The following is an 18,208-nucleotide window of genomic DNA, read 5'->3' on the forward strand; positions in this document are numbered from 1 at the left end:
TCGGGATGTCCGTCATGCAGCTTGCCCTTTATGAAAAATACGACCTGCGCCTGCCGCGCTACACCAGCTATCCAACGGCACCGCATTTTCATGACGCCATAAACGGCAAAGTGTTTGCAAACTGGCTTGGCGAGTTAAACCCGCTTCAACCGCTGTCGCTATATCTGCATGTCCCCTATTGCGAGGAAATGTGCTGGTTCTGCGGCTGCAACACCAAAATCACCAAGCATTACAAACCCGTTGGCACCTACGTCGCGGCCCTTCTGACCGAGATCAAAAACACGTTGGGCAAGCTTGATCCGACACACAGGTTCACGGTCTCGCACATTCATTTTGGCGGCGGCAGCCCGACCATCCTTAAGGCCGATGATCTTCGGACCATCATGGGTGCTATCCGCAAAAAGGTTGATATCCTGCCCACGGCCGAAGTCGCCATTGAAATGGACCCGCGCACGGCAAATGATGATCTGATGGATGCCATGATCGAATGCGGTTTTAACCGCGCAAGCATTGGCATTCAGGATTTCAACGCCGATGTCCAGCGCGCGGTTAACCGCGTCCAAAGTTATGATCTGGTCCGTGACGTCATTTCCCGATTGCGCCATCACGGCCTTCGCGGCATCAACGTCGATCTGATGTATGGCCTGCCCAATCAAACCGTTCAATCCATCCGCCAGACCGTCGATCAGACCGCCACACTCTGCCCGGATCGTCTGTCGGTATTTGGCTATGCCCACGTACCATGGATGAAAAAGCACCAAAACCTGATCCCGACCGAAACCCTGCCAAATACGCAGGAACGCTGGGCACAGTATGAAGAAATCCAGAACAGGCTGGCCTATCACCGCTATGTCGCCATCGGTCTGGACCATTTCGCTCATCAGGCTGACCCGATGGCAACCGCACTTTACAACGGCAAACTACACCGTAATTTCCAGGGATATACCACCGACCGCGCCGAGGCCCTGATCGGGTTTGGTCCATCGGCCATTTCGTCCCTGCCGCAAGGCTATGCTCAGAATGATCCGGCACTGGCCCGTTGGCAGCGCGCGGTGGAGGGCGGCGACTGTGCGGTTGAAAAAGGCGTTGCCGTTTCAAACGAAGACCGCCTGCGCCGTGACATCATCAACGAGCTGATGTGCAATCTGTCGGTGGATGTTGCAAAAATCTGTGCCACACACGGCACATCCGCCGACAGATTTGCACCAGAACTCAATCGCATTCGTGCAATGACCAATGATGATATCGTGGAGGTTAACAGCACGCACATTAAACTGACCGATACGGGGCGCCCGCTGGTCCGTGCGGTCTGTGCCGTGTTTGATACCTATCTCAATCATGCCCATGGCAGGCATTCACAAGCGGTCTGAGTTTTCCACTCATAAGCATTACAAAAGGGGCCATCTGGCCTCTTTTCTGCATTTTGACCTATGCCCGACAATCAGGCTGATTTGCGCAAACTCAGGATCACGATCCCGCTGATCACGACAAGGCCACCCGCCATCTGGATCGGGCTGATCATTTGGCCAAGCACCACCCACGCAAACAGTAATGTCGCAATCGGTTCCATATTCATCACCGGCGCGTTGCGCGCCATGTCTAGACGCGGCACGGAGATGAACAGAACCGAAAACGCCCCACCATAGAGCAACACCAAGGCCGCCAATCCGAACCAGCCCGGGGTTGCATCAGGCAAGGCCATGCCACCGGGTAAAACATCGCCAAGACCAGCAATGATCATGGAAATGAAAACCACGACCATGGTGAACATTGACCGAACAGACCCGTTCAAGGCCGCAAGTTTATGATCGGTCACCCAAAACGCCACGGACAAGGCGGTCGCCGCCGTCAGTGCAAAGGCAATCCCCTGCCACCAGGTTTCACCGACCGAAACGTCACCATCCAGTTTACCGGGCACATCAAGTGCCAAGACCAGCCCCGACAGAATAAACAGCATCAGCGCAGTTGATTTCAGTGTTGGACGCGCGCCCCCTAAACCCCACGTCAGGAGGGCCAAGATGATCGGAAAACTGTTGGCCGTAAGCAACGCCAGTGCAACAGGAATGCGCGCAACCGCCGAATACAGGCACAGGCTTTGGATCGTGATCATCAAGCCCAAAAGAATCTGCCAGCGCACCGAACTTTTCGGCAGACGAATGGAATGGCGTTGTCCGACAACAATCGCGATCAGGATCAATAATGCCACCCCGGACCGGCACAAGATTGCCAACAGCAACCCCGTCCCATTTTCAAAGGCAAGACGCGCAGCAACGTGGTTGGCGGCAAAACAGCACGCCACAGTCGCCAACAGCAGGATCGCCGTTTTGCGTGGGAAAAGATCAGGTGCAGTCATCGCACCATTGGTCGCAGACATAGGGACAAAACCTGTTTTGTGGGGCACATGATCAAACAACGCCAAAACGGCAATTAAAACAAGCCTTTCTGACACCCACCCCACCTGATGCACCAGATGGGATGGGATCAAAAACGGTTATGAGGCCGAAAGAACCGAACTGGCCCGACGATCCAGCGCACCACTAATCCGAGTCAACCCGACAGCAAAGGTAACAAGAATGGCCGCCACCCACGGCGTTGCCGACAGGCCAAGCGACGATGAAACCACCAGCCCGCCAACCCATGCCCCAATGGCAATGCCAAGATTGAACGCCGCAATGTTTAGCGCCGATGCCACATCAACCCCACCCGGGCGATGCAATTTCGCTAGTTGCACAACATAAAGCTGAAGCCCCGGCACACTGGCAAATTGCAAGAAACCAAGGGCCGCCAAAGTCACCAAAGCCAGAACCGGCGAGACGGCGGTAAAGGTAAAGACAACCAATGTTGCCACCTGTAAAGCAAACAGCACGCTTAAGGCGCGCACCGGATTGCGATCTGCAATACGGCCCCCGGCAAGGTTCCCCACCGCAATCGCCAATCCGTAAAATACCAGTATCAGGCTGACCGATGCCTCGCTAAATCCGGTAATGTCCTGCAAAACCGCAGATAAATAGGTAAAGGTCACAAACGTCCCGCCATAGCCAAACGCCGTCATGCCAAACACCAGCAACAAACGACCACTGCCCAGCACGCGGACCTGATCAAGCAAACGTGCGGGTTCCGCACGTGTCAGGTTGGATGGCAACAAAACGGCAATTGCGGCAAAGGCAATCACGCCAAGTGATGCAACACCCCAGAATGTCGCGCGCCAGCCAAACATCTGGCCGATGAACGTACCCAATGGCACGCCGGTGACAATCGCAACCGTCAACCCCATGAACATCATGGCAATTGCCGATGCACGGCGGTTTTCCGGCACCAGATCGGCGGCAATCGTTGCCCCGATTGAGAAAAACACACCATGGGCAAAGGCCGAAACAACCCGGGCCACCAGCAGCATTTCATAAGTCGGGCTGAGTGCGGCGGCACCATTGCCAACCACAAACACCCCCATCAGGCCGAGCATCAAGGTCTTGCGCGGCAGCCGTCCGGTAAGGGCGGTCAAAACAGGCGCACCAAACGTCACGCCAAGGGCATAAACACTGACGATCAACCCGGCCATGGGCAGTGTAATCGAAAGATCATTTGCCACGGTCGGCAATAAGCCAACAACGACAAACTCCGTTGTCCCGATTGCATAGGCCGCAATCGTCAACGCAAATAAAGCAAGCGGCATTTTCATTCTCCGGCCCGCGCGCACTACGCTGCGGGCTTTAAAAAGTGATGGGGCATTCGGCCCCGTCCATTGCCGCCCAATATGACGATGGAATGGTTGCGCGATAATCGGGAATGCGCGACAAATTCCTTTGAATTGAATTCAAAGATGGAGGATCAGTTGGATAATCGCGCAGGGGAAATGGAAGCCTTCATCCGGGTGGCTGAACTCAAAAGCTTTTCCGAAGCCGGGCGCAAACTCCATCTGTCGCCATCCGCCGTCAGTAAACTTGTCACCCGCATCGAAGACCGATTGTCGACCCGCTTGATCGTGCGGTCCACCCGTGGCCTGCAACTCACCCCCGAAGGCGACATGTATCTGGTCCGGGCGCGCCGTGTTCTTGATGAAATTGACGATGCTGAGCGTGCGGTTGCCAGTGGCGGCAAGGCCGCACCAAGTGGCCGTTTGCGCGTCAATGCATCGATTGCATTCGGGTTGATGTATGTGCAGCCGCTGATCCCGGCGTTTCTGGAACGCTATCCAAACGTCGAACTGGATTTTTCACTGACCGACGGGATTATTGATTTGCTCGAAGAACGGGCCGATATCGCGATCCGGTCGGGGGCACTGCCCGACTCATCGCTTAAGGCCCGCAAACTGATTGAAAGCCACCGCATGGTCGTGGCATCCCCCGACTATATTGCCAAGCACGGTTTGCCGCATCATCCCGACGATCTTGTGAACCATAATTGTCTGCGGTTTAACTTTCCCCTGCCCTTAAATGAATGGGCATTTCGCAGCCCCGAAACAGGCGACAGGCTCAAGCGTACCATATCGGGGAATTTCATGTGCGATAACGGCCCGACAATGCGGCGCATGTGCCTTTCCGGGCTTGGCTTGGCCCGACTGGGGCGTTTCCACATTCAGGCTGACATCAAGGCCGGAAATTTGATCGAAGTCCTGTCAGACTGGACGCCACAGGACGAACAACTCATTCATGCGATGTTTGCCGGCCACGAACATCTTGCCACGCGCATCCGTGCCTTTATCGATTTTCTGGTCGATCATATCGACCCGATGGGAAACGGCCTCCGCCACCCCGATTAACGGATCAGGATACCGGCGCACTTAGCAATTCAAGACACCGCTGGGCAACCGCGCGGGCGGGCTGCAACGATGGATGCTTGAATGGGACGAGTTCGGTACTGTCAAGCAACGGTCGGGCATATTGCCCGTCATATAACGCCTGGTGCAGTCGTTGATGCCGCGTCCCCGCTAGTCCTTGCGGCGCATAGATATAAACGCCCCCCGGTGCAGCGGCAGCTTCGCAACACATCGAAACCGAATCACCCGTTACGATCAATACATCGGCCAGTGCGAGATATCCGAAATACGGATTTTCGGCATCCGATGTCCAGTCGTGCAAATGATACGAAATCCCCGACTGCGCCAATCGGTCTGCAATCAATTCTTCGTTTTCACGCCCGGTGCGACGGCTTGTCGTCACCAGAAGACTACCATCAACAGCCTTCGCCGCATCAATAGCGTGTGAAATCAGATCATCGGCCATGTCTGCGGTAAACGTCGTTTTCTTTGAACTGCCGCCAACAATCACGGCAAACCGGGGACCGGGCAAACCTTTGAAATGGCTGCGCCAGTTATCGGCTTCGATCAAAAGACGCGTTTCCGTGATCCGATGCGGCGCTCCGGGAATTTCCAAAACGTTTTCACGCGCAGGCATCTGGTCATGGGCCGGAACGGCAATCAGATCAAAATCCTTTTCACCACTATCAGGACGCATGATCTGACAAATTCGGGTGTGACCACGGCTTTGCTTTTTGATCCAGCGGGCAACAGGGGCGGTTCGGCGCCCGGCCGCAATGACAAGATCAGGCCAGGGTGCGGTCAAACGCGCACGCGTTCCGTCATCCACACCAAGCAAACTCGCGCCACGCAGGATGTTGGGCAGCCGGGCCAGCTTTGTATATTCGATATCAACCCGCTTGAATGGCTGTGCCAGCGCTTCGGCAACGCCAATCGCCTGATTGATGTTGCCGGCCCGATCATCGGCCAAAACCCAAATCAGGTGTGTGTCTTGTTCGCTCATTCAAGGGGAACTTTCTTGATACGATAAACGGCTTTTTGATCTTGGCGGATGCCAAACCTGCTTTCAAACCGTGCCGACTGGCATAGTCGCGTCCTTGATAGGTACAATCTGATCAAGCGATTATCAAGCGTCAGGCCGAACTTGTGAAATTTCATCTGGGAATTGAAATGAATTTGTAATTTAATCCCCCGGAACCACCTATCCTTAAGTGGTGGATGATCGTAAAAATGAATGGGTGGAAATGCTAAGAACATCAGTCTCGGTCAAACGCACATCGCGTGCTGTTCTTTGCATATTGCTGCTGTTGTTGCCTGTAACGGTTTGGACCGTGACCGAGTTCTGGCGCGAAACCCGCCTTGTCGATATCGCGCAGGATGGCCGCAACAAACTGGAACTGTATCGCTCCAACCTTCAAGGCGCGATCAAGGAACACGAATATCTGCCGATCACGCTGGCTTCTGATAACCGCATCCTCAACCTTGCCACCTTTGCCGACCCCGCCAATGCCGCACAGGTAAATGTCTATTTGGAAAAACTTGCTGCCGACAGTGGCGCATCCGACATTTATTTCATGAACCGTGACGGCACGACCATTGCGGCCAGCAACTGGAACAGTGACGCCTCCTTTATCGGGCGGAATTTCTCTTTTCGGCCCTATTTTCAGCAGGCACGCCGCGGCGAAACGGGCCATTACTTTGCCTTTGGCATCACATCGAACGTTCCGGGCTACTATATTTCCCATCCGGTGCGCTCCGATGGCGTGACGTTTGACGGGGCGATGGTTGTTAAAACCCATCTTGATACATTGCTGCAGCGCTGGACCAAGGGCGGAGAAAGCGTGCTTGTCACGGATGAAAACGGCGTCGTCATCATATCCGCCCGTCCGGAATGGCGCTTTCGCACCATCGAAGACCTGCCCGCCAAAAATCGCCCGCGCATCATTGCATCGCGTAAATATGGCGATTCTCCACTTGAACTGATGCCTCTGACCGACGGGCAATGGCCCAAGGGTGATGAGCTTTCTGCTCTGACGTTGTCGACCATTCCCAAAGACCTGTCTGACCTGCCCCCGACGGAGCGGGCGGAAAAAGCAGAACCATCGTCAACAAAGACCAACCTAGGCAAGACGACATATCTCGCAACCAGCAGCTCCCTTCCCAAGCAAGGGTGGCGGATGTTTCTTTTGACCGACAAGTCGGTTCTGGATCGCTCAACCCTTAGTGCCGGACTAATGGCCGGGGCCGCCCACGTCATCTTTGCCGGGCTGGTTTTCATCATCCTGCAACGCCGTCGCACGATGCTTGAACAACTTGAAATCCGTGACTGGTCACAACGCGAACTTGAACGTCAGGTCCGCCTTCGCACCGCCGACCTTATGAGCACCAACTTGCGTCTGGCACAGGAAATCAATGAACGGTCACGTACCGAAGATGCCCTGCGATCCGCCCAAACCGAATTGGTCCAGACAAGCAAACTGGCCGCCCTTGGCCAGATGTCGGCGGGCATTGCCCATGAAATCAATCAACCGCTGACTGCCATTCGCAGTTATGCCGAAAATGCGTTGAAATTCATATCACGCGGCAACAGCGATACGGCCAACCGAAACCTGCAACGCATTTCCGAACTGACAGACCGAATGGGCCGGATCACAAGCAACCTTAAAACCTTTGCCCGCCGTCCCGAACAGGACAATCAGCCGGTTGATGTTCATGAACAAATGCAAAAGGCCATTGACCTGATACTTGAGACCGGTCGCACCGGCGCATCAAACATCGTGCTCAGCTACGCCCCGGACTTAAAACCCGTCATTGCCGAACCCAACCAGCTTATTCAGGTCTTTACCAACATCCTCAATAATGCCGCCGATGCCTGCCCGAGTGATGAAGACGCAAAAATCGAAGTCCACATCACCAAGGGCGACGACCGCCTGCTGGTCAGCATCAAGGACAATGGGCACGGCATCCTGCCCGACAACCTGCCCAAACTGTTTGACCCGTTCTTCACCACCAAGCCATTCGGCGACGGATTGGGGCTGGGACTGTCAATCTGCTATGGCATCATCCGAAGCTTTGGCGGCACCATCCGTGCGAAAAACCGCCCAAATGGCGGCGCATCGTTTATCATCGAACTTCGTTACGATGTGGTCACCGCCGACAGTGGCGACAACTGGCACTCGACGCAAAACGCTTCGACTGATAAACAGATCGAAACTCCGCATCAATCGGAGAGTTCATAACAGATCACGCATTGGATATGCCTTGGCCACGTGATCTTTGAAACGGATCGAAGGAATGCCCGTGCAAACCACCGCCCATTGCGTTCTGTTTGTTGATGATGATGCCGATGTGCGAGAAGCCGCACAGCAGACACTCGAACTGGCAGATATCCGGGTTGAGGTCTTTGCCGATGCGCTATCCGCCCTTGCCCGCCTGCGCAAAGGCTGGTCGGGCGTTGTCGTTTCTGACATCCGCATGCCCAAAATGGATGGTCTGGAATTTTTGACCGAAGCCCGCAAAATTGACGGCGAAATGCCCATCGTCATGATTACCGGACATGGTGACATCGCAACCGCTGTCCGCGCCATGCATGACGGGGCGTTTGATTTCATTGAAAAACCATTTGATCCCGACCTTTTTATCGACATCACAAAACGCGCCATCAGCCACCGGAAACTGGTTCTGGAAAACAGGACCCTTAAGGTCGAACTGGCCCGCCACAGCAAAAATGTATCGGGCTTTATCGGTCAAAACCCGGCGATGGAAAAACTGCGCACCCTGATTGGTAATGTCGCATCGACCAATGCACATGTGCTGATCAATGGTGAAACCGGGTCTGGCAAGGAAGTCATCGCACGCAACCTGCATGAAATGTCGGGGCGCAGCGGTCCGTTCGTTGCCGTGAATTGCGGCGCAATGCCCGAACAACTCATTGAGTCCGAACTGTTTGGTCACGAGGCCGGGGCTTTTACCGGGGCGGATCATAAACGCATCGGAAAATTCGAATTTGCCGATAAGGGCACCATGTTTCTTGATGAAATCGAAAGCATGCCGCTCGCCCTTCAGATCAAGCTTTTGCGGGTTTTACAGGAACGCGCCCTTGAACGGTTGGGATCAAACCGCGTCCAGCCGATTGATCTGCGCGTGGTTGCGGCGACCAAAATTGATTTGCGCGACGCCGCATCACGCGGCGAATTTCGCGAAGACCTCTATTACCGCCTGAATGTCGTGCAACTTCATATCCCGCCGCTTCGCGATCGTAAGGACGACATTCCATTGTTGTTTGAACATTTTGCCCGCGATGCCGCCCACCGGTTTGACCGCCCGACAAAACCGATCACCCCGGCCGAGCAGGCAACATTTAACGCCCATGACTGGCCGGGCAATGTGCGCGAATTGCGCAATGCCGCTGAACGCCGGGTACTGGGGCTTGATCCACTGGCCAATGGCAAGGACGACAGCAACACGGAAATTGCATCCCTGCCCCAACAGGTCGATGCCTTTGAAAAAGGTGTGATTTGCGAAGCCCTGCGTGAACATGGCGGCAATGTCACTGCAACGGTCATGACCCTTGGCCTGCCGCGCAAGACATTCTATGACAAATTGACCAAATACGGCATTACCCCCGCTGATTTCAGAAAACCCCGCAGTTCCACCGATGCAGAACCCGCCCGATAAGGCGGGTTTTTGTTTATCCCAGTCCATCCACATCATCGCAGAAATACGTACACATTATCTCCCCACTTGCGTGTGTGGATTTTCACACATTCGTGAAATTTGATGTGCGAAATCCCCAACAAAAACAGTCACTTATGCTGCATCGCACACTTACATCAATGCCCCTAACCGGTTGTTTTCATGTAGTTTATAGGCAACCGTAAAAACTGGCCCGCGCCTTGCTGATAAGAGGCCAGCGCCGCACGGCGTTTCAAAACGACGCCGACAAAAGGCGCGCTACCGGGAAAACGCACAAAACTTATAGGGAGACATTTTGATGCGTCTTATCAGCAAGAAAATCCTCGCAGCCAGTGTTGCAACGGCCGCAATCCTTGGCATGAACGGCATGGCATCCGCACAGGAAGTCATCAAGTTTGCCCATGTGGTCGCGCCGAACACCCCCAAAGGCAAGGGTGCGGAATTCTTTAAAAAACGCGCCGAAGAAATTCTTGGCGACAAAGTTAAAATTGAAATTTACCCGAACTCGCAGCTGTTTGATGACAGCAAGGTTCTTGCCGCCATCCTGCGTGGCGATGTTCAGTTCGGCGCACCGTCTCTGGCGAAATTTGGCAAATGGACCAAAAAGCTTCAGGTCTATGACCTTCCGTTCCTGTTTAAAGACATGGATGCAGTTTCCTGCTTCCAGAACGGTGAAAAAGGTCAGGAACTTCTGGGCGCCATGTCCGACAAGGGTTTGACCGGTGTTGGCTATTGGCACAACGGCCTCAAACAGCTTTCGGCCAACAAGCCGCTCAACAATCCTGCCGATGCCGAAGGCCTGAAATTCCGTATTCAGTCGTCTGACGTAATCGCGGCACAGTTCGAAGCCGTCGATGCGGTGCCACAGAAAATGGCATTCTCGGAAACCTATTCCGCCCTGCAAACGGGTGTTGTTGATGGTCAGGAAAACACTTGGTCGAACATCTATTCGAAGAAATTCTTCGAAGTTCAGGATTACATCACCGAATCCAACCATGGTCTTCTGGACTACATGGTCGTCACCTCGACCAAATGGTGGGACGGTCTGGACCCGGAAATCCGTGACGGCCTGACTCAGGCCATGAACGAAGCATCCGACTATGCCAACAGCCTGTCGGCTGAACTGACCGCCGAACAGCGTCAGGCCGTCATTGATTCAGGTGAAACCGAAGTTCAGCAACTGTCCGGTGACGATTTCTCCGCATGGCAGAATGCTGTCAAACCGGTTTGGGCGGAATTCTCCGACGACATCGGTCAGGACATCATCGACGCAGCTGCGGCGTGTAACTGATCCGTTCTTCTTTCCCTACATTTGGAAAAGGGCCGTTTCTGATGATTTCAGCGGTCGTTACCCGGCTGGAGGAGGGCTTGATTGCCCTCCTGCTCGCCGCCATGACGTCACTTACCTTTGTAAATGTCGTCATGCGCTACGTGTTTAATTCCGGCCTGACATGGGCTCTGGAAATCACCGAGTTCCTGTTTGCCTGGCTGATCCTGTTTGGCATGTCCTATGGGGTGAAGGTTGGATCGCATATCGGGGTGGATGCGCTTGTGCGCCTGTTCCCCGATAAGGTCCAGCGCGTCATTGGACTTATCGTTGTTGGCGCAGGCCTCCTTTATTCAAGCTGGCTGATCATTGGCGGGTGGGAACTCGTCAGTTTCAACCACATGCTTGAAATGGAGGCCGAAGACAGCCCGGTCATGCTGTGGTTCGTCTATCTGATCATGCCGGTTGGTGCCGCCCTTTTGGCGTTCCGTCTGGCACAGGTTGGCTGGCGGATCATTACCGGCAAGCAGGTTGGTTTCAATCTGGCTGACGAAGCCCGCGAAGCGATTGATCAGATTGCCCCCAATGGCAGTGACGATGATCAAAATGCTTCTGCCAAGTCTAAATCATAAGTCAGGCAGGGACACAAAATCATGACAATTGCATTCCTGTTTATCCTGCTGTTCGGCTTAATGGCATTGGGCGCACCGATTGCCATTTCACTTGGCGTGTCGTCGCTTGCGACCATTATGCTGTTTGGCGATGACAGCCTCGCCACGCTGGCGGAAAAGCTGTTTGGCGGGATGGAACATTACACCCTTCTTGCCATCCCTTATTTCATTCTGGCATCGGCATTTTTATCAACTGGGGGCGTCGCGCGCCGTCTGATCCGCTTTGCCATTGATACGGTTGGCTGGTTCCCCGGTGGTCTTGCCATGGCATCGGTTCTGGCCTGTATGCTGTTTGCCGCCGTTTCCGGCTCCAGCCCGGCCACCGTTGTTGCCATCGGCTCCATCGTGATCGCCGGGATGGTGCGCGCAGGCTATCCACAAAGCTTTGCCGCCGGTGTGATTTGTAATGCCGGAACACTTGGCATTCTGATCCCGCCCTCCATCGTTATGGTGGTCTATGCCGCCGCGACCGAGGTTTCGGTTGGCCGCATGTTCCTTGCCGGGGTGATCCCGGGAATCATGGTCGGCCTGATGTTGATGATTGCGATTTACATCGTCGCACGCGTCAAGAAACTGCCAAGCCAGCCACGCCCGACCCTTGGCGAATGGGGCCGTGCATTGCTGTCGGCATCTGGTGGACTTTTCCTTGTGGTGCTGATCATGGGCGGTATTTACGGTGGTGTTTTCACCCCGACCGAGGCCGCCGCCGTTGCAGCCTTCTATGCCATGATTGTTGCCGTGGTATTTTACCGTGACATGGGCCCGATCAAGGAACAGTCATGGGTGCCTGAAAACGGCAACACCGGTTTTGGCAGCCTGCTTGCCTATAACCTGCCGAAAATGGGCAAAGCACTCGCACTGATCCCGTTTGACAAGGACATCCGTCAGGTCCTGCTTGAGGCTGGAAAAGTCACGATCATGCTGATGTTCATCATCGCCAATGCGATGCTGTTTGCCCATGTACTGACCTCGGAACGCATTCCTCATACCATTGCTGGAACCATTATCGACTGGGGACTTCCGGCATGGGGCTTCCTGATTGTTGTCAATATCGTGCTGCTGATTGCTGGCAACTTTATGGAACCCTCGGCGATCCTTTTGATCATGGCACCGATCCTGTTCCCGATTGCCATGCAGCTTGGCATCGATCCAATCCATCTGGGCATCATCATGGTGGTCAATATGGAAATCGGCATGATCACCCCGCCGGTTGGGTTGAACCTGTTTGTGACATCCGGGATCACGGGCATGCCGTTGCTCAAGGTCGTTAAGGCGGCATTGCCGTGGTTGATGATCCTTTTGGGCTTCCTGATCCTGATCACCTATGTTCCGGTCATCTCGACCTGGTTGCCAAATACATTGATGGGCCCTGAACGGATCATGACCCATTGATCGGGTGAGCTGATCTGCAATTCAAATTGCCAAATACATTGTAACGCAAAGGGCGGCATTCCAACGGATGCCGCCCTTTGTGCGTTTACGATCAATGGCCTGCATGGCTGCCATACTGCTGTTCATATCTACCATCTCTGGAAAGAACGGATTTTTTGTGGATAATGAACAGCTTGAATCGTTTCAGGTTGCTGTTACCCGATAATTTCCAGAGCCCCACACCACAGCCACCTTCATCCTGCTTGCCTCAGGCTGACGGCATTCGCAACGTCCTCCGTTGGCAAGTTGAAATAATGCTCTGATCTGGACATCGGGAAACCTGCTCCCCACCTGCCACCTCATGAAACGGAATGGAATGGAATGATATGGCCAGCAACGCGCCAAACACCGAGTTAAACCCAAAACGTCTGGCATTGTTGCTGGCAGCGTTGATTGCGACGGCCCCGTTCGCAATTGATACCTATCTGCCAGCCATCCCCGCCATGGCGGATGATTTTGGCGCGACAACCCACGCGGTTGAGGTCTCCATCAGTACGTTTCTCATCGGGTTTGCCTTGGGCCAGTTGATTGGCGGTCCGATATCGGACCGTATTGGCCGTCGTCCCATCGCACTGACCGGCCTTATCATTTACATCATCACCAGTGCCATCATCACCAGCGTTGAGAGTTCCACCGCCCTGAATGTCATGCGGTTTATTCAGGCGATTGGTGGCGGCTTTGCCCTTGTGGTAGTCGGCGCCTCGGTGCGTGATCTTTATGATGGCAAGGAAGCCGCGCGCATGTTCGCGCTGATTGCCGTAATCATGATGATTGCCCCGCTTGTCGCCCCGACTGTCGGATCGGTGCTTCTGGTCTGGTTTAACTGGCAGGCGATCTTTGTTTTATTGGTGATCTATGGCAGCGTGATGCTGTTTGTCGTCTGGTTCAAAATGCCCGAAACCACCAAATACCGGCCCCGTTATGCCGGACCGGCGCGCCGTATCTGGTGGACATATCTTGGGGTTTTGCGCACGCGCAAGGCGGTTGGTTTTATGCTGACCCACACAGGTGCGAGTGCGGTGATGTTTAGCTTCCTGACCGACAGCCCATTCATGTATATCGACTTTTTCGGCGTATCCCCGGCGGTCTTCCCCTATCTGTTTGGCTGCAATGTTGTTGTGATCGTGATCTGCAACCGGCTGAACAATCCATTGCTGCGCCGTCTTGAATGTCATCAAATTCTGATGATTGGTGCTGGCATCCAGCTTGCCAGCGTCATTGGATTATTCTTTGCAATCAACGTGTTTGAGCCGACCCTTTATAGTGTCGTACCATTGGTGATGCTGTCAGTCGGCATGATCGGGTTGACGGCTCCCAATGCCACCGCATCCTTCATGCAGTATTTCCCTCACATTGGTGGTACGGCCACGGCCCTGATGGGCACCATCCAGTTTGCCACCGGTGCGGTCGCCGGGATGATGATTGGGCATTTTCATGACGGCACGCTCTTGCCTGTCACCATTTCAATGCTCTGCTTTGCGATTTTTGCCAATCTGATGGTTCATTTCGTGGCCGAGGCAAAGCTGCCCGAAGTTGCCTATGACTTTAACGCGCCAAACACCCCAGAAACCGAAGCCAAACCGGTATCCGCAGAATAACCCGTCCCAAAGGAGCCCCATACACATGGCGAAATTGACGTTCGATGACTACGGCCGTGTGATGGCCCGCTACAACAGATGGCAGAACGACGTTCTGTTTAACCTCTGTGATCAGATCGGGGATGACGAACGCCGTCGCGACCGTGGCATGTTTTTCAAATCAATCCATGCAACTCTGAACCACCTGGTCCATATCGACATCCGCATTCTGGGCATCATGAAAACCGGTGAGGCCCCGGTGTATGATGCGCATGGCGCGGTTGCCGATGATTTCGATACCCTGCGCCAAGCGCGCCGTGACCTTGATGCAGAGATCGAGGCATTTGTCACATCCGATGATCACGACTGGCAGGACGGGTTTCGCGAATTCACCGGGGTTGACGGCATTACCCGCAATTTGCCCCGCCCACTGTTTCTGATCCAGTTTTTCAATCACCAAACCCACCACAGATCCCAGATCACCAGCGAACTGCATAAGATGGGCCTTGATTACGGCATCACCGATGTGCCGCTGACGCCGGACCTTCCGCTATAAGCTTAACGCTTACTTTCCAACAAACACCGCTTTGCGCTTTTCAAGGAACGCGGTGTAGCCTTCCTTGAAATCCGCACTGTCAAAGGCGCGGTATCCATCGTCAAATTCACGCGCATCAATCGCCCCGCCTTGGCGCAGTCGGTTGATCATTTTCTTGTGCAGACGTTGGGTGATCGGCGCACCGCCAACAATACGGTTTGCGGTTGTCGCCACTTCGCCGTCAAAATCAGCAATCGACACATGGCGGGCAACAAAGCCGATTTCACGTGCGCGTTCGGCACCAAACATCTGTCCTTCAAGCAGGATTTCAAACAGGGCTGCCTCGCCCAGTAAATCCAGCATGATTTGCAATTCCGGATACCCAAGTGTTGCGCCCAGTTTCATCGGCGGCACAGCAAATTTGGCGTTATCGGCGGCAATGCGCAAATCACACACGGCGGCCAAAACAAACGATGCCCCCATGCACGGCCCGTCAATCGCGGCAATCACTGGATGCGTGCAGGACTGAATGGCTTGCAGGGCTTCGGCATGCAGCATTCCGTAATCGCGCGCCTTTTCAAATCCGGCCCGTTCGCGCACAAACTCATGAATGTCTGCCCCGGCGCCAAACCCAACCCCGTCGCCACCGCGAATGACCACACAGCGCAAATCCATATCATCAGACAATTCCTGTGCAATGCGCGCCAGCGTGCCCCACATCGGTTTGGTCAGGGCATTTTTGCGTTCCGGTTGGCAAATGGTGATGGTCGCAACACCGCCATTGGTATCCACAACAAGTCCGGTTTCCTGCGCCATCGTCCTGCCTTTCAAATCAACAAATCGGTATTCATATACCAAATAACGCCCAAACCCCTATTTGCCAATACTTTAGGCATAAAGCCCCCAGCAAACGCGACAAATCTGGCTGATCTTGCTTGTGTCGGCTATGCGGTCATATTGAATGTGAGGCGCCCACCTTTACCCCCGTACGCTGCCCACAGCCTTTTCAATCGTGTGTTCGTACTGCACCAATGGCGGCTTGATGCCATGGGCAAACAGTTCCCGTCGCACGTCGTGGGATGTTCCGGTCAATATTACTTGCACACCGCGCCCATCGGCCTTGCTGGCCAGACTGGCCAGCGTATTGGCCGCTGTAGAGTCCAGAAACGGCACGGCGGCGAAATCAATGATCAAGGCCCGATGAATATCGCCAATCTGGTCAAGCACCGAACCGATCGAAGCCGCCGCCCCAAAAAAGAACACGCCCGAAATCCGGTAAACAATAATACTGGGATCAGTTGCGGGTGCGACATCCGATGATATCGGAGCCCCCGCCTTTCGATCAGCCTGATCTTCAGAAACAAACGGCGTGTGGCTTGCAATGGCGGTGGTTTTTGACATGCGCTGGATAAACAGCACCGCGCCTAAGGCAAAACCAACCACGATGGCCTCCATCAGATCGCGGAAGATCGTCAAAAGGAATGTCGCCATCAGGACCGCCGCATCCCCGCGCGAGGCCCGCAAAAGCGTGGCAAAGGCATGTCTTTCGATCATGTTCCACGCCACAACCGCCAGCACCCCGGCCAAACAGGCCAGCGGGATGAAACTTGCCAGCGGTGCGGCAATCAAAATGAACATCAACAAAAACAGCGCATGAAGTATTCCGGCAATCGGTCCATGGGCGCCTGCGCGAATATTGGTTGCCGTGCGCGCAATCGTGCCGGTCACGCAAATCCCGCCAAACAGGCCTGACGCAATATTGGCACCCCCTTGGGCCACCAATTCGCAGTTGGAACGATGTCGCCGTCCGGTCATGCCATCGGCCACAACGGCCGACAGCAGCGATTCAATCGCGCCAAGCAACGCAAAAGCAATCGCATTGGGGATCACCGCCTGGACCTTATCGATTGAAAATGCCGGCAAAGACGGAAGTGGAAATTCACTTGGAATACCACCAAACATGCTGCCAATCGTCGAGACCTGAAAGTCAAACGCGATGGTCACAATGGCTGTGCCAGCCACCGCAATCAGCATGCCCGGCCAATGCGGCCGCAACCGTTTTAGTCCAACAATCACAACAATCGTTCCGCCTGACAGCATCACCGTGATCGGATCAATGCTCGGCAATGCAGCCCAGATTACCGGCAGTTTTTCAAGCAACGGCCCCGGCTCTGGCCCAAACAGGGTCAAGCCCAGCAAATCCTTGATCTGGCTGGAGAAAATGATCACAGCAATGCCAGCGGTAAAGCCAACCGTCACCGGATAGGGAATGAACTTGATATAGGTGCCGAGCTTCAATCCGCCGACTCCCATCAGGATGAAGCCCGACATGATCGTCGCGATAATCAGCCCGTCGATGCCATGCACCTGAACAGTGCCAGCCACCAAAACGATAAAGGCCCCTGCCGGTCCACCAATCTGAAACCGGCTTCCACCAAGCAGCGACACCAGAATTCCACCAACGACGGCAGTATAAAGCCCCTGTGCCGGGGATACCCCCGATGCAATCGCAATCGCCATAGACAACGGCAGGGCAACAATTGCCACCGTCAGTCCGGCAATCGCATCTGCCCGCAATTGCGCAAGCCCATATCCCTCGCGCAGGACGGTAACAAGCTTCGGGGTAAAAAGATCAACATATCCGGGGTCGGAAATCGTCTTGGTTCTGGTCGTTTCAGTTTTCATTTTGTCCGGCGGCCTTGTGAAAAGGCGGCGGGATCGTCGGCAAGTGTCGGCGGTCTCCGTCGCAAGTGATGTTGCGGTTTATTCTTCGTCCTGTTTGGTCGTGTTTTCGGCGGGACGTATTGCAGGATCCTTCAGGCGCACACCTCGGCCCGTTGAAATACTTTGCACGTTATCCCCGATCAGCTCGATCCCGGCACGATCAAGCGCCTCGACAACCTTAGCCAGCGTATCGACCACACCGCGCACATTGCCCTTGCTGGCCTCCATTCGCTGAATGGTCGGCACCGAAACCCCGGCCATTTCAGCCAGTGTTTTTTGATCAATGCCCAACAGGGCCCGCGCCGCGCGCATTTGTCCTGCGGTAATCATAAAGCAAACCCTCTATTGGAACCGAACCAAAGCCTAACAAAACGCATTTAAAACTTCAATTATGATATTTGAGATATCATTTATGATACCTTATACCTTCATTTCACAATTCACGCCGCGCTCATTCTTTGCCAATTCTCTTTTTGACCGTGCGACAGCCCCAATCCTGACCACCCGGTCAGCGGCTTTTCTTTGCGCTTTTTGGTCAAAAGCGTTATGAGG

The 18,208-nt window shown here is 54.3% G+C and carries 15 protein-coding genes; 9 read left to right on the plus strand and 6 right to left on the minus strand.

The annotated features are described in order from the left end of the window. Positions 1 to 14: 14 nt before the first annotated feature. A complete protein-coding gene (gene hemN / locus AC0VXT_RS12335; protein WP_475545679.1) occupies positions 15 to 1,370 on the plus strand; it encodes an oxygen-independent coproporphyrinogen III oxidase in 1,356 nt (451 codons plus the stop codon). A 71-nt stretch (positions 1,371 to 1,441) separates the two neighbouring features. On the opposite strand, the gene AC0VXT_RS12340 is transcribed toward hemN, so the two are convergent. Continuing rightward, positions 1,442 to 2,374 carry an EamA family transporter gene (locus AC0VXT_RS12340; RefSeq protein ID WP_101303999.1) on the minus strand — a complete coding sequence of 311 codons (933 nt, stop codon included), beginning with the start codon at positions 2,372 to 2,374 and terminating at the stop codon, positions 1,442 to 1,444. A gap of 117 nt (positions 2,375 to 2,491) precedes the next feature. After that, a complete protein-coding gene (locus tag AC0VXT_RS12345) occupies positions 2,492 to 3,673 on the minus strand; it encodes an MFS transporter (protein ID WP_475545680.1) in 1,182 nt (393 codons plus the stop codon). A 159-nt stretch (positions 3,674 to 3,832) separates the two neighbouring features. Here AC0VXT_RS12345 and AC0VXT_RS12350 point away from each other — a divergent pair, with 159 nt between their 5' ends. Then, a complete protein-coding gene (locus AC0VXT_RS12350) occupies positions 3,833 to 4,759 on the plus strand; it encodes a LysR substrate-binding domain-containing protein (RefSeq protein WP_475545681.1) in 927 nt (308 codons plus the stop codon). 4 nt (positions 4,760 to 4,763) lie between these two features. Here AC0VXT_RS12350 and AC0VXT_RS12355 read toward each other — a convergent pair whose 3' ends face one another. Further along, a complete protein-coding gene (locus tag AC0VXT_RS12355) occupies positions 4,764 to 5,759 on the minus strand; it encodes a mitochondrial fission ELM1 family protein (RefSeq protein WP_475545682.1) in 996 nt (331 codons plus the stop codon). Positions 5,760 to 6,000: 241 nt separating this feature from the next. Between AC0VXT_RS12355 and AC0VXT_RS12360 the strand changes: the two genes are divergently transcribed. From AC0VXT_RS12360 to AC0VXT_RS12390, 7 genes are all read left to right on the plus strand, one after another. Then, positions 6,001 to 7,995, plus strand: coding sequence for a sensor histidine kinase (locus tag AC0VXT_RS12360; protein ID WP_475545683.1), 1,995 nt, complete (start codon positions 6,001 to 6,003; stop codon positions 7,993 to 7,995). Between the two features lie 61 nt (positions 7,996 to 8,056). Further along, entirely contained in the window at positions 8,057 to 9,433 is a 1,377-nt protein-coding gene (locus tag AC0VXT_RS12365) for a sigma-54-dependent transcriptional regulator (RefSeq protein ID WP_475548581.1), read from the plus strand. 316 nt (positions 9,434 to 9,749) lie between these two features. After that, positions 9,750 to 10,742 carry a TRAP transporter substrate-binding protein gene (locus AC0VXT_RS12370; protein ID WP_475545684.1) on the plus strand — a complete coding sequence of 331 codons (993 nt, stop codon included), beginning with the start codon at positions 9,750 to 9,752 and terminating at the stop codon, positions 10,740 to 10,742. Between the two features lie 77 nt (positions 10,743 to 10,819). After that, the gene (locus AC0VXT_RS12375) at positions 10,820 to 11,350 is read left to right on the plus strand and encodes a TRAP transporter small permease (RefSeq protein WP_475545685.1); all 531 of its coding nucleotides are present in this window, start codon (positions 10,820 to 10,822) and stop codon (positions 11,348 to 11,350) included. Positions 11,351 to 11,371: 21 nt separating this feature from the next. Continuing rightward, positions 11,372 to 12,781 carry a TRAP transporter large permease gene (locus tag AC0VXT_RS12380; protein WP_102782520.1) on the plus strand — a complete coding sequence of 470 codons (1,410 nt, stop codon included), beginning with the start codon at positions 11,372 to 11,374 and terminating at the stop codon, positions 12,779 to 12,781. Positions 12,782 to 13,131: 350 nt separating this feature from the next. Further along, positions 13,132 to 14,418, plus strand: coding sequence for a multidrug effflux MFS transporter (locus tag AC0VXT_RS12385; RefSeq protein WP_475545686.1), 1,287 nt, complete (start codon positions 13,132 to 13,134; stop codon positions 14,416 to 14,418). Between the two features lie 25 nt (positions 14,419 to 14,443). After that, complete coding sequence (locus tag AC0VXT_RS12390) at positions 14,444 to 14,953, plus strand: DinB family protein (RefSeq protein WP_475545687.1); 510 nt, start codon at positions 14,444 to 14,446, stop codon at positions 14,951 to 14,953. 9 nt (positions 14,954 to 14,962) lie between these two features. On the opposite strand, the gene AC0VXT_RS12395 is transcribed toward AC0VXT_RS12390, so the two are convergent. From AC0VXT_RS12395 to AC0VXT_RS12405, 3 genes are all read right to left on the minus strand, one after another. Then, on the minus strand, positions 14,963 to 15,748 hold the full coding sequence (locus tag AC0VXT_RS12395; protein ID WP_475545688.1) for an enoyl-CoA hydratase/isomerase family protein: 786 nt from the start codon (positions 15,746 to 15,748) through the stop codon (positions 14,963 to 14,965). A gap of 162 nt (positions 15,749 to 15,910) precedes the next feature. Next, a complete protein-coding gene (locus tag AC0VXT_RS12400) occupies positions 15,911 to 17,617 on the minus strand; it encodes a SulP family inorganic anion transporter (RefSeq protein WP_475545689.1) in 1,707 nt (568 codons plus the stop codon). A 78-nt stretch (positions 17,618 to 17,695) separates the two neighbouring features. Continuing rightward, a complete protein-coding gene (locus AC0VXT_RS12405; protein WP_101303621.1) occupies positions 17,696 to 17,986 on the minus strand; it encodes a helix-turn-helix domain-containing protein in 291 nt (96 codons plus the stop codon). Positions 17,987 to 18,208: the final 222 nt, after the last annotated feature.

It is taken from the genome of Thalassospira sp. Z349TD_5, from assembly GCF_056173045.1.

What these genes read in the sequence shown, in the direction of transcription:
- AC0VXT_RS12390 (WP_475545687.1), top strand. Translation starts at nt 14,444, where the DNA reads ATGGCGAAATTGACGTTCGATGACTACGGCCGTGTGATGGCCCGCTAC.
- AC0VXT_RS12395 (WP_475545688.1), bottom strand. Translation starts at nt 15,748, where the DNA reads ATGGCGCAGGAAACCGGACTTGTTGTGGATACCAATGGCGGTGTTGCG.
- AC0VXT_RS12405 (WP_101303621.1), bottom strand. Translation starts at nt 17,986, where the DNA reads ATGATTACCGCAGGACAAATGCGCGCGGCGCGGGCCCTGTTGGGCATT.
- AC0VXT_RS12400 (WP_475545689.1), bottom strand. Translation starts at nt 17,617, where the DNA reads ATGAAAACTGAAACGACCAGAACCAAGACGATTTCCGACCCCGGATAT.
- AC0VXT_RS12370 (WP_475545684.1), top strand. Translation starts at nt 9,750, where the DNA reads ATGCGTCTTATCAGCAAGAAAATCCTCGCAGCCAGTGTTGCAACGGCC.
- AC0VXT_RS12355 (WP_475545682.1), bottom strand. Translation starts at nt 5,759, where the DNA reads ATGAGCGAACAAGACACACACCTGATTTGGGTTTTGGCCGATGATCGG.
- AC0VXT_RS12360 (WP_475545683.1), top strand. Translation starts at nt 6,001, where the DNA reads ATGCTAAGAACATCAGTCTCGGTCAAACGCACATCGCGTGCTGTTCTT.
- AC0VXT_RS12340 (WP_101303999.1), bottom strand. Translation starts at nt 2,374, where the DNA reads ATGTCTGCGACCAATGGTGCGATGACTGCACCTGATCTTTTCCCACGC.
- AC0VXT_RS12345 (WP_475545680.1), bottom strand. Translation starts at nt 3,673, where the DNA reads ATGCCGCTTGCTTTATTTGCGTTGACGATTGCGGCCTATGCAATCGGG.
- hemN (WP_475545679.1), top strand. Translation starts at nt 15, where the DNA reads ATGCAGCTTGCCCTTTATGAAAAATACGACCTGCGCCTGCCGCGCTAC.
- AC0VXT_RS12385 (WP_475545686.1), top strand. Translation starts at nt 13,132, where the DNA reads ATGGAATGGAATGATATGGCCAGCAACGCGCCAAACACCGAGTTAAAC.
- AC0VXT_RS12380 (WP_102782520.1), top strand. Translation starts at nt 11,372, where the DNA reads ATGACAATTGCATTCCTGTTTATCCTGCTGTTCGGCTTAATGGCATTG.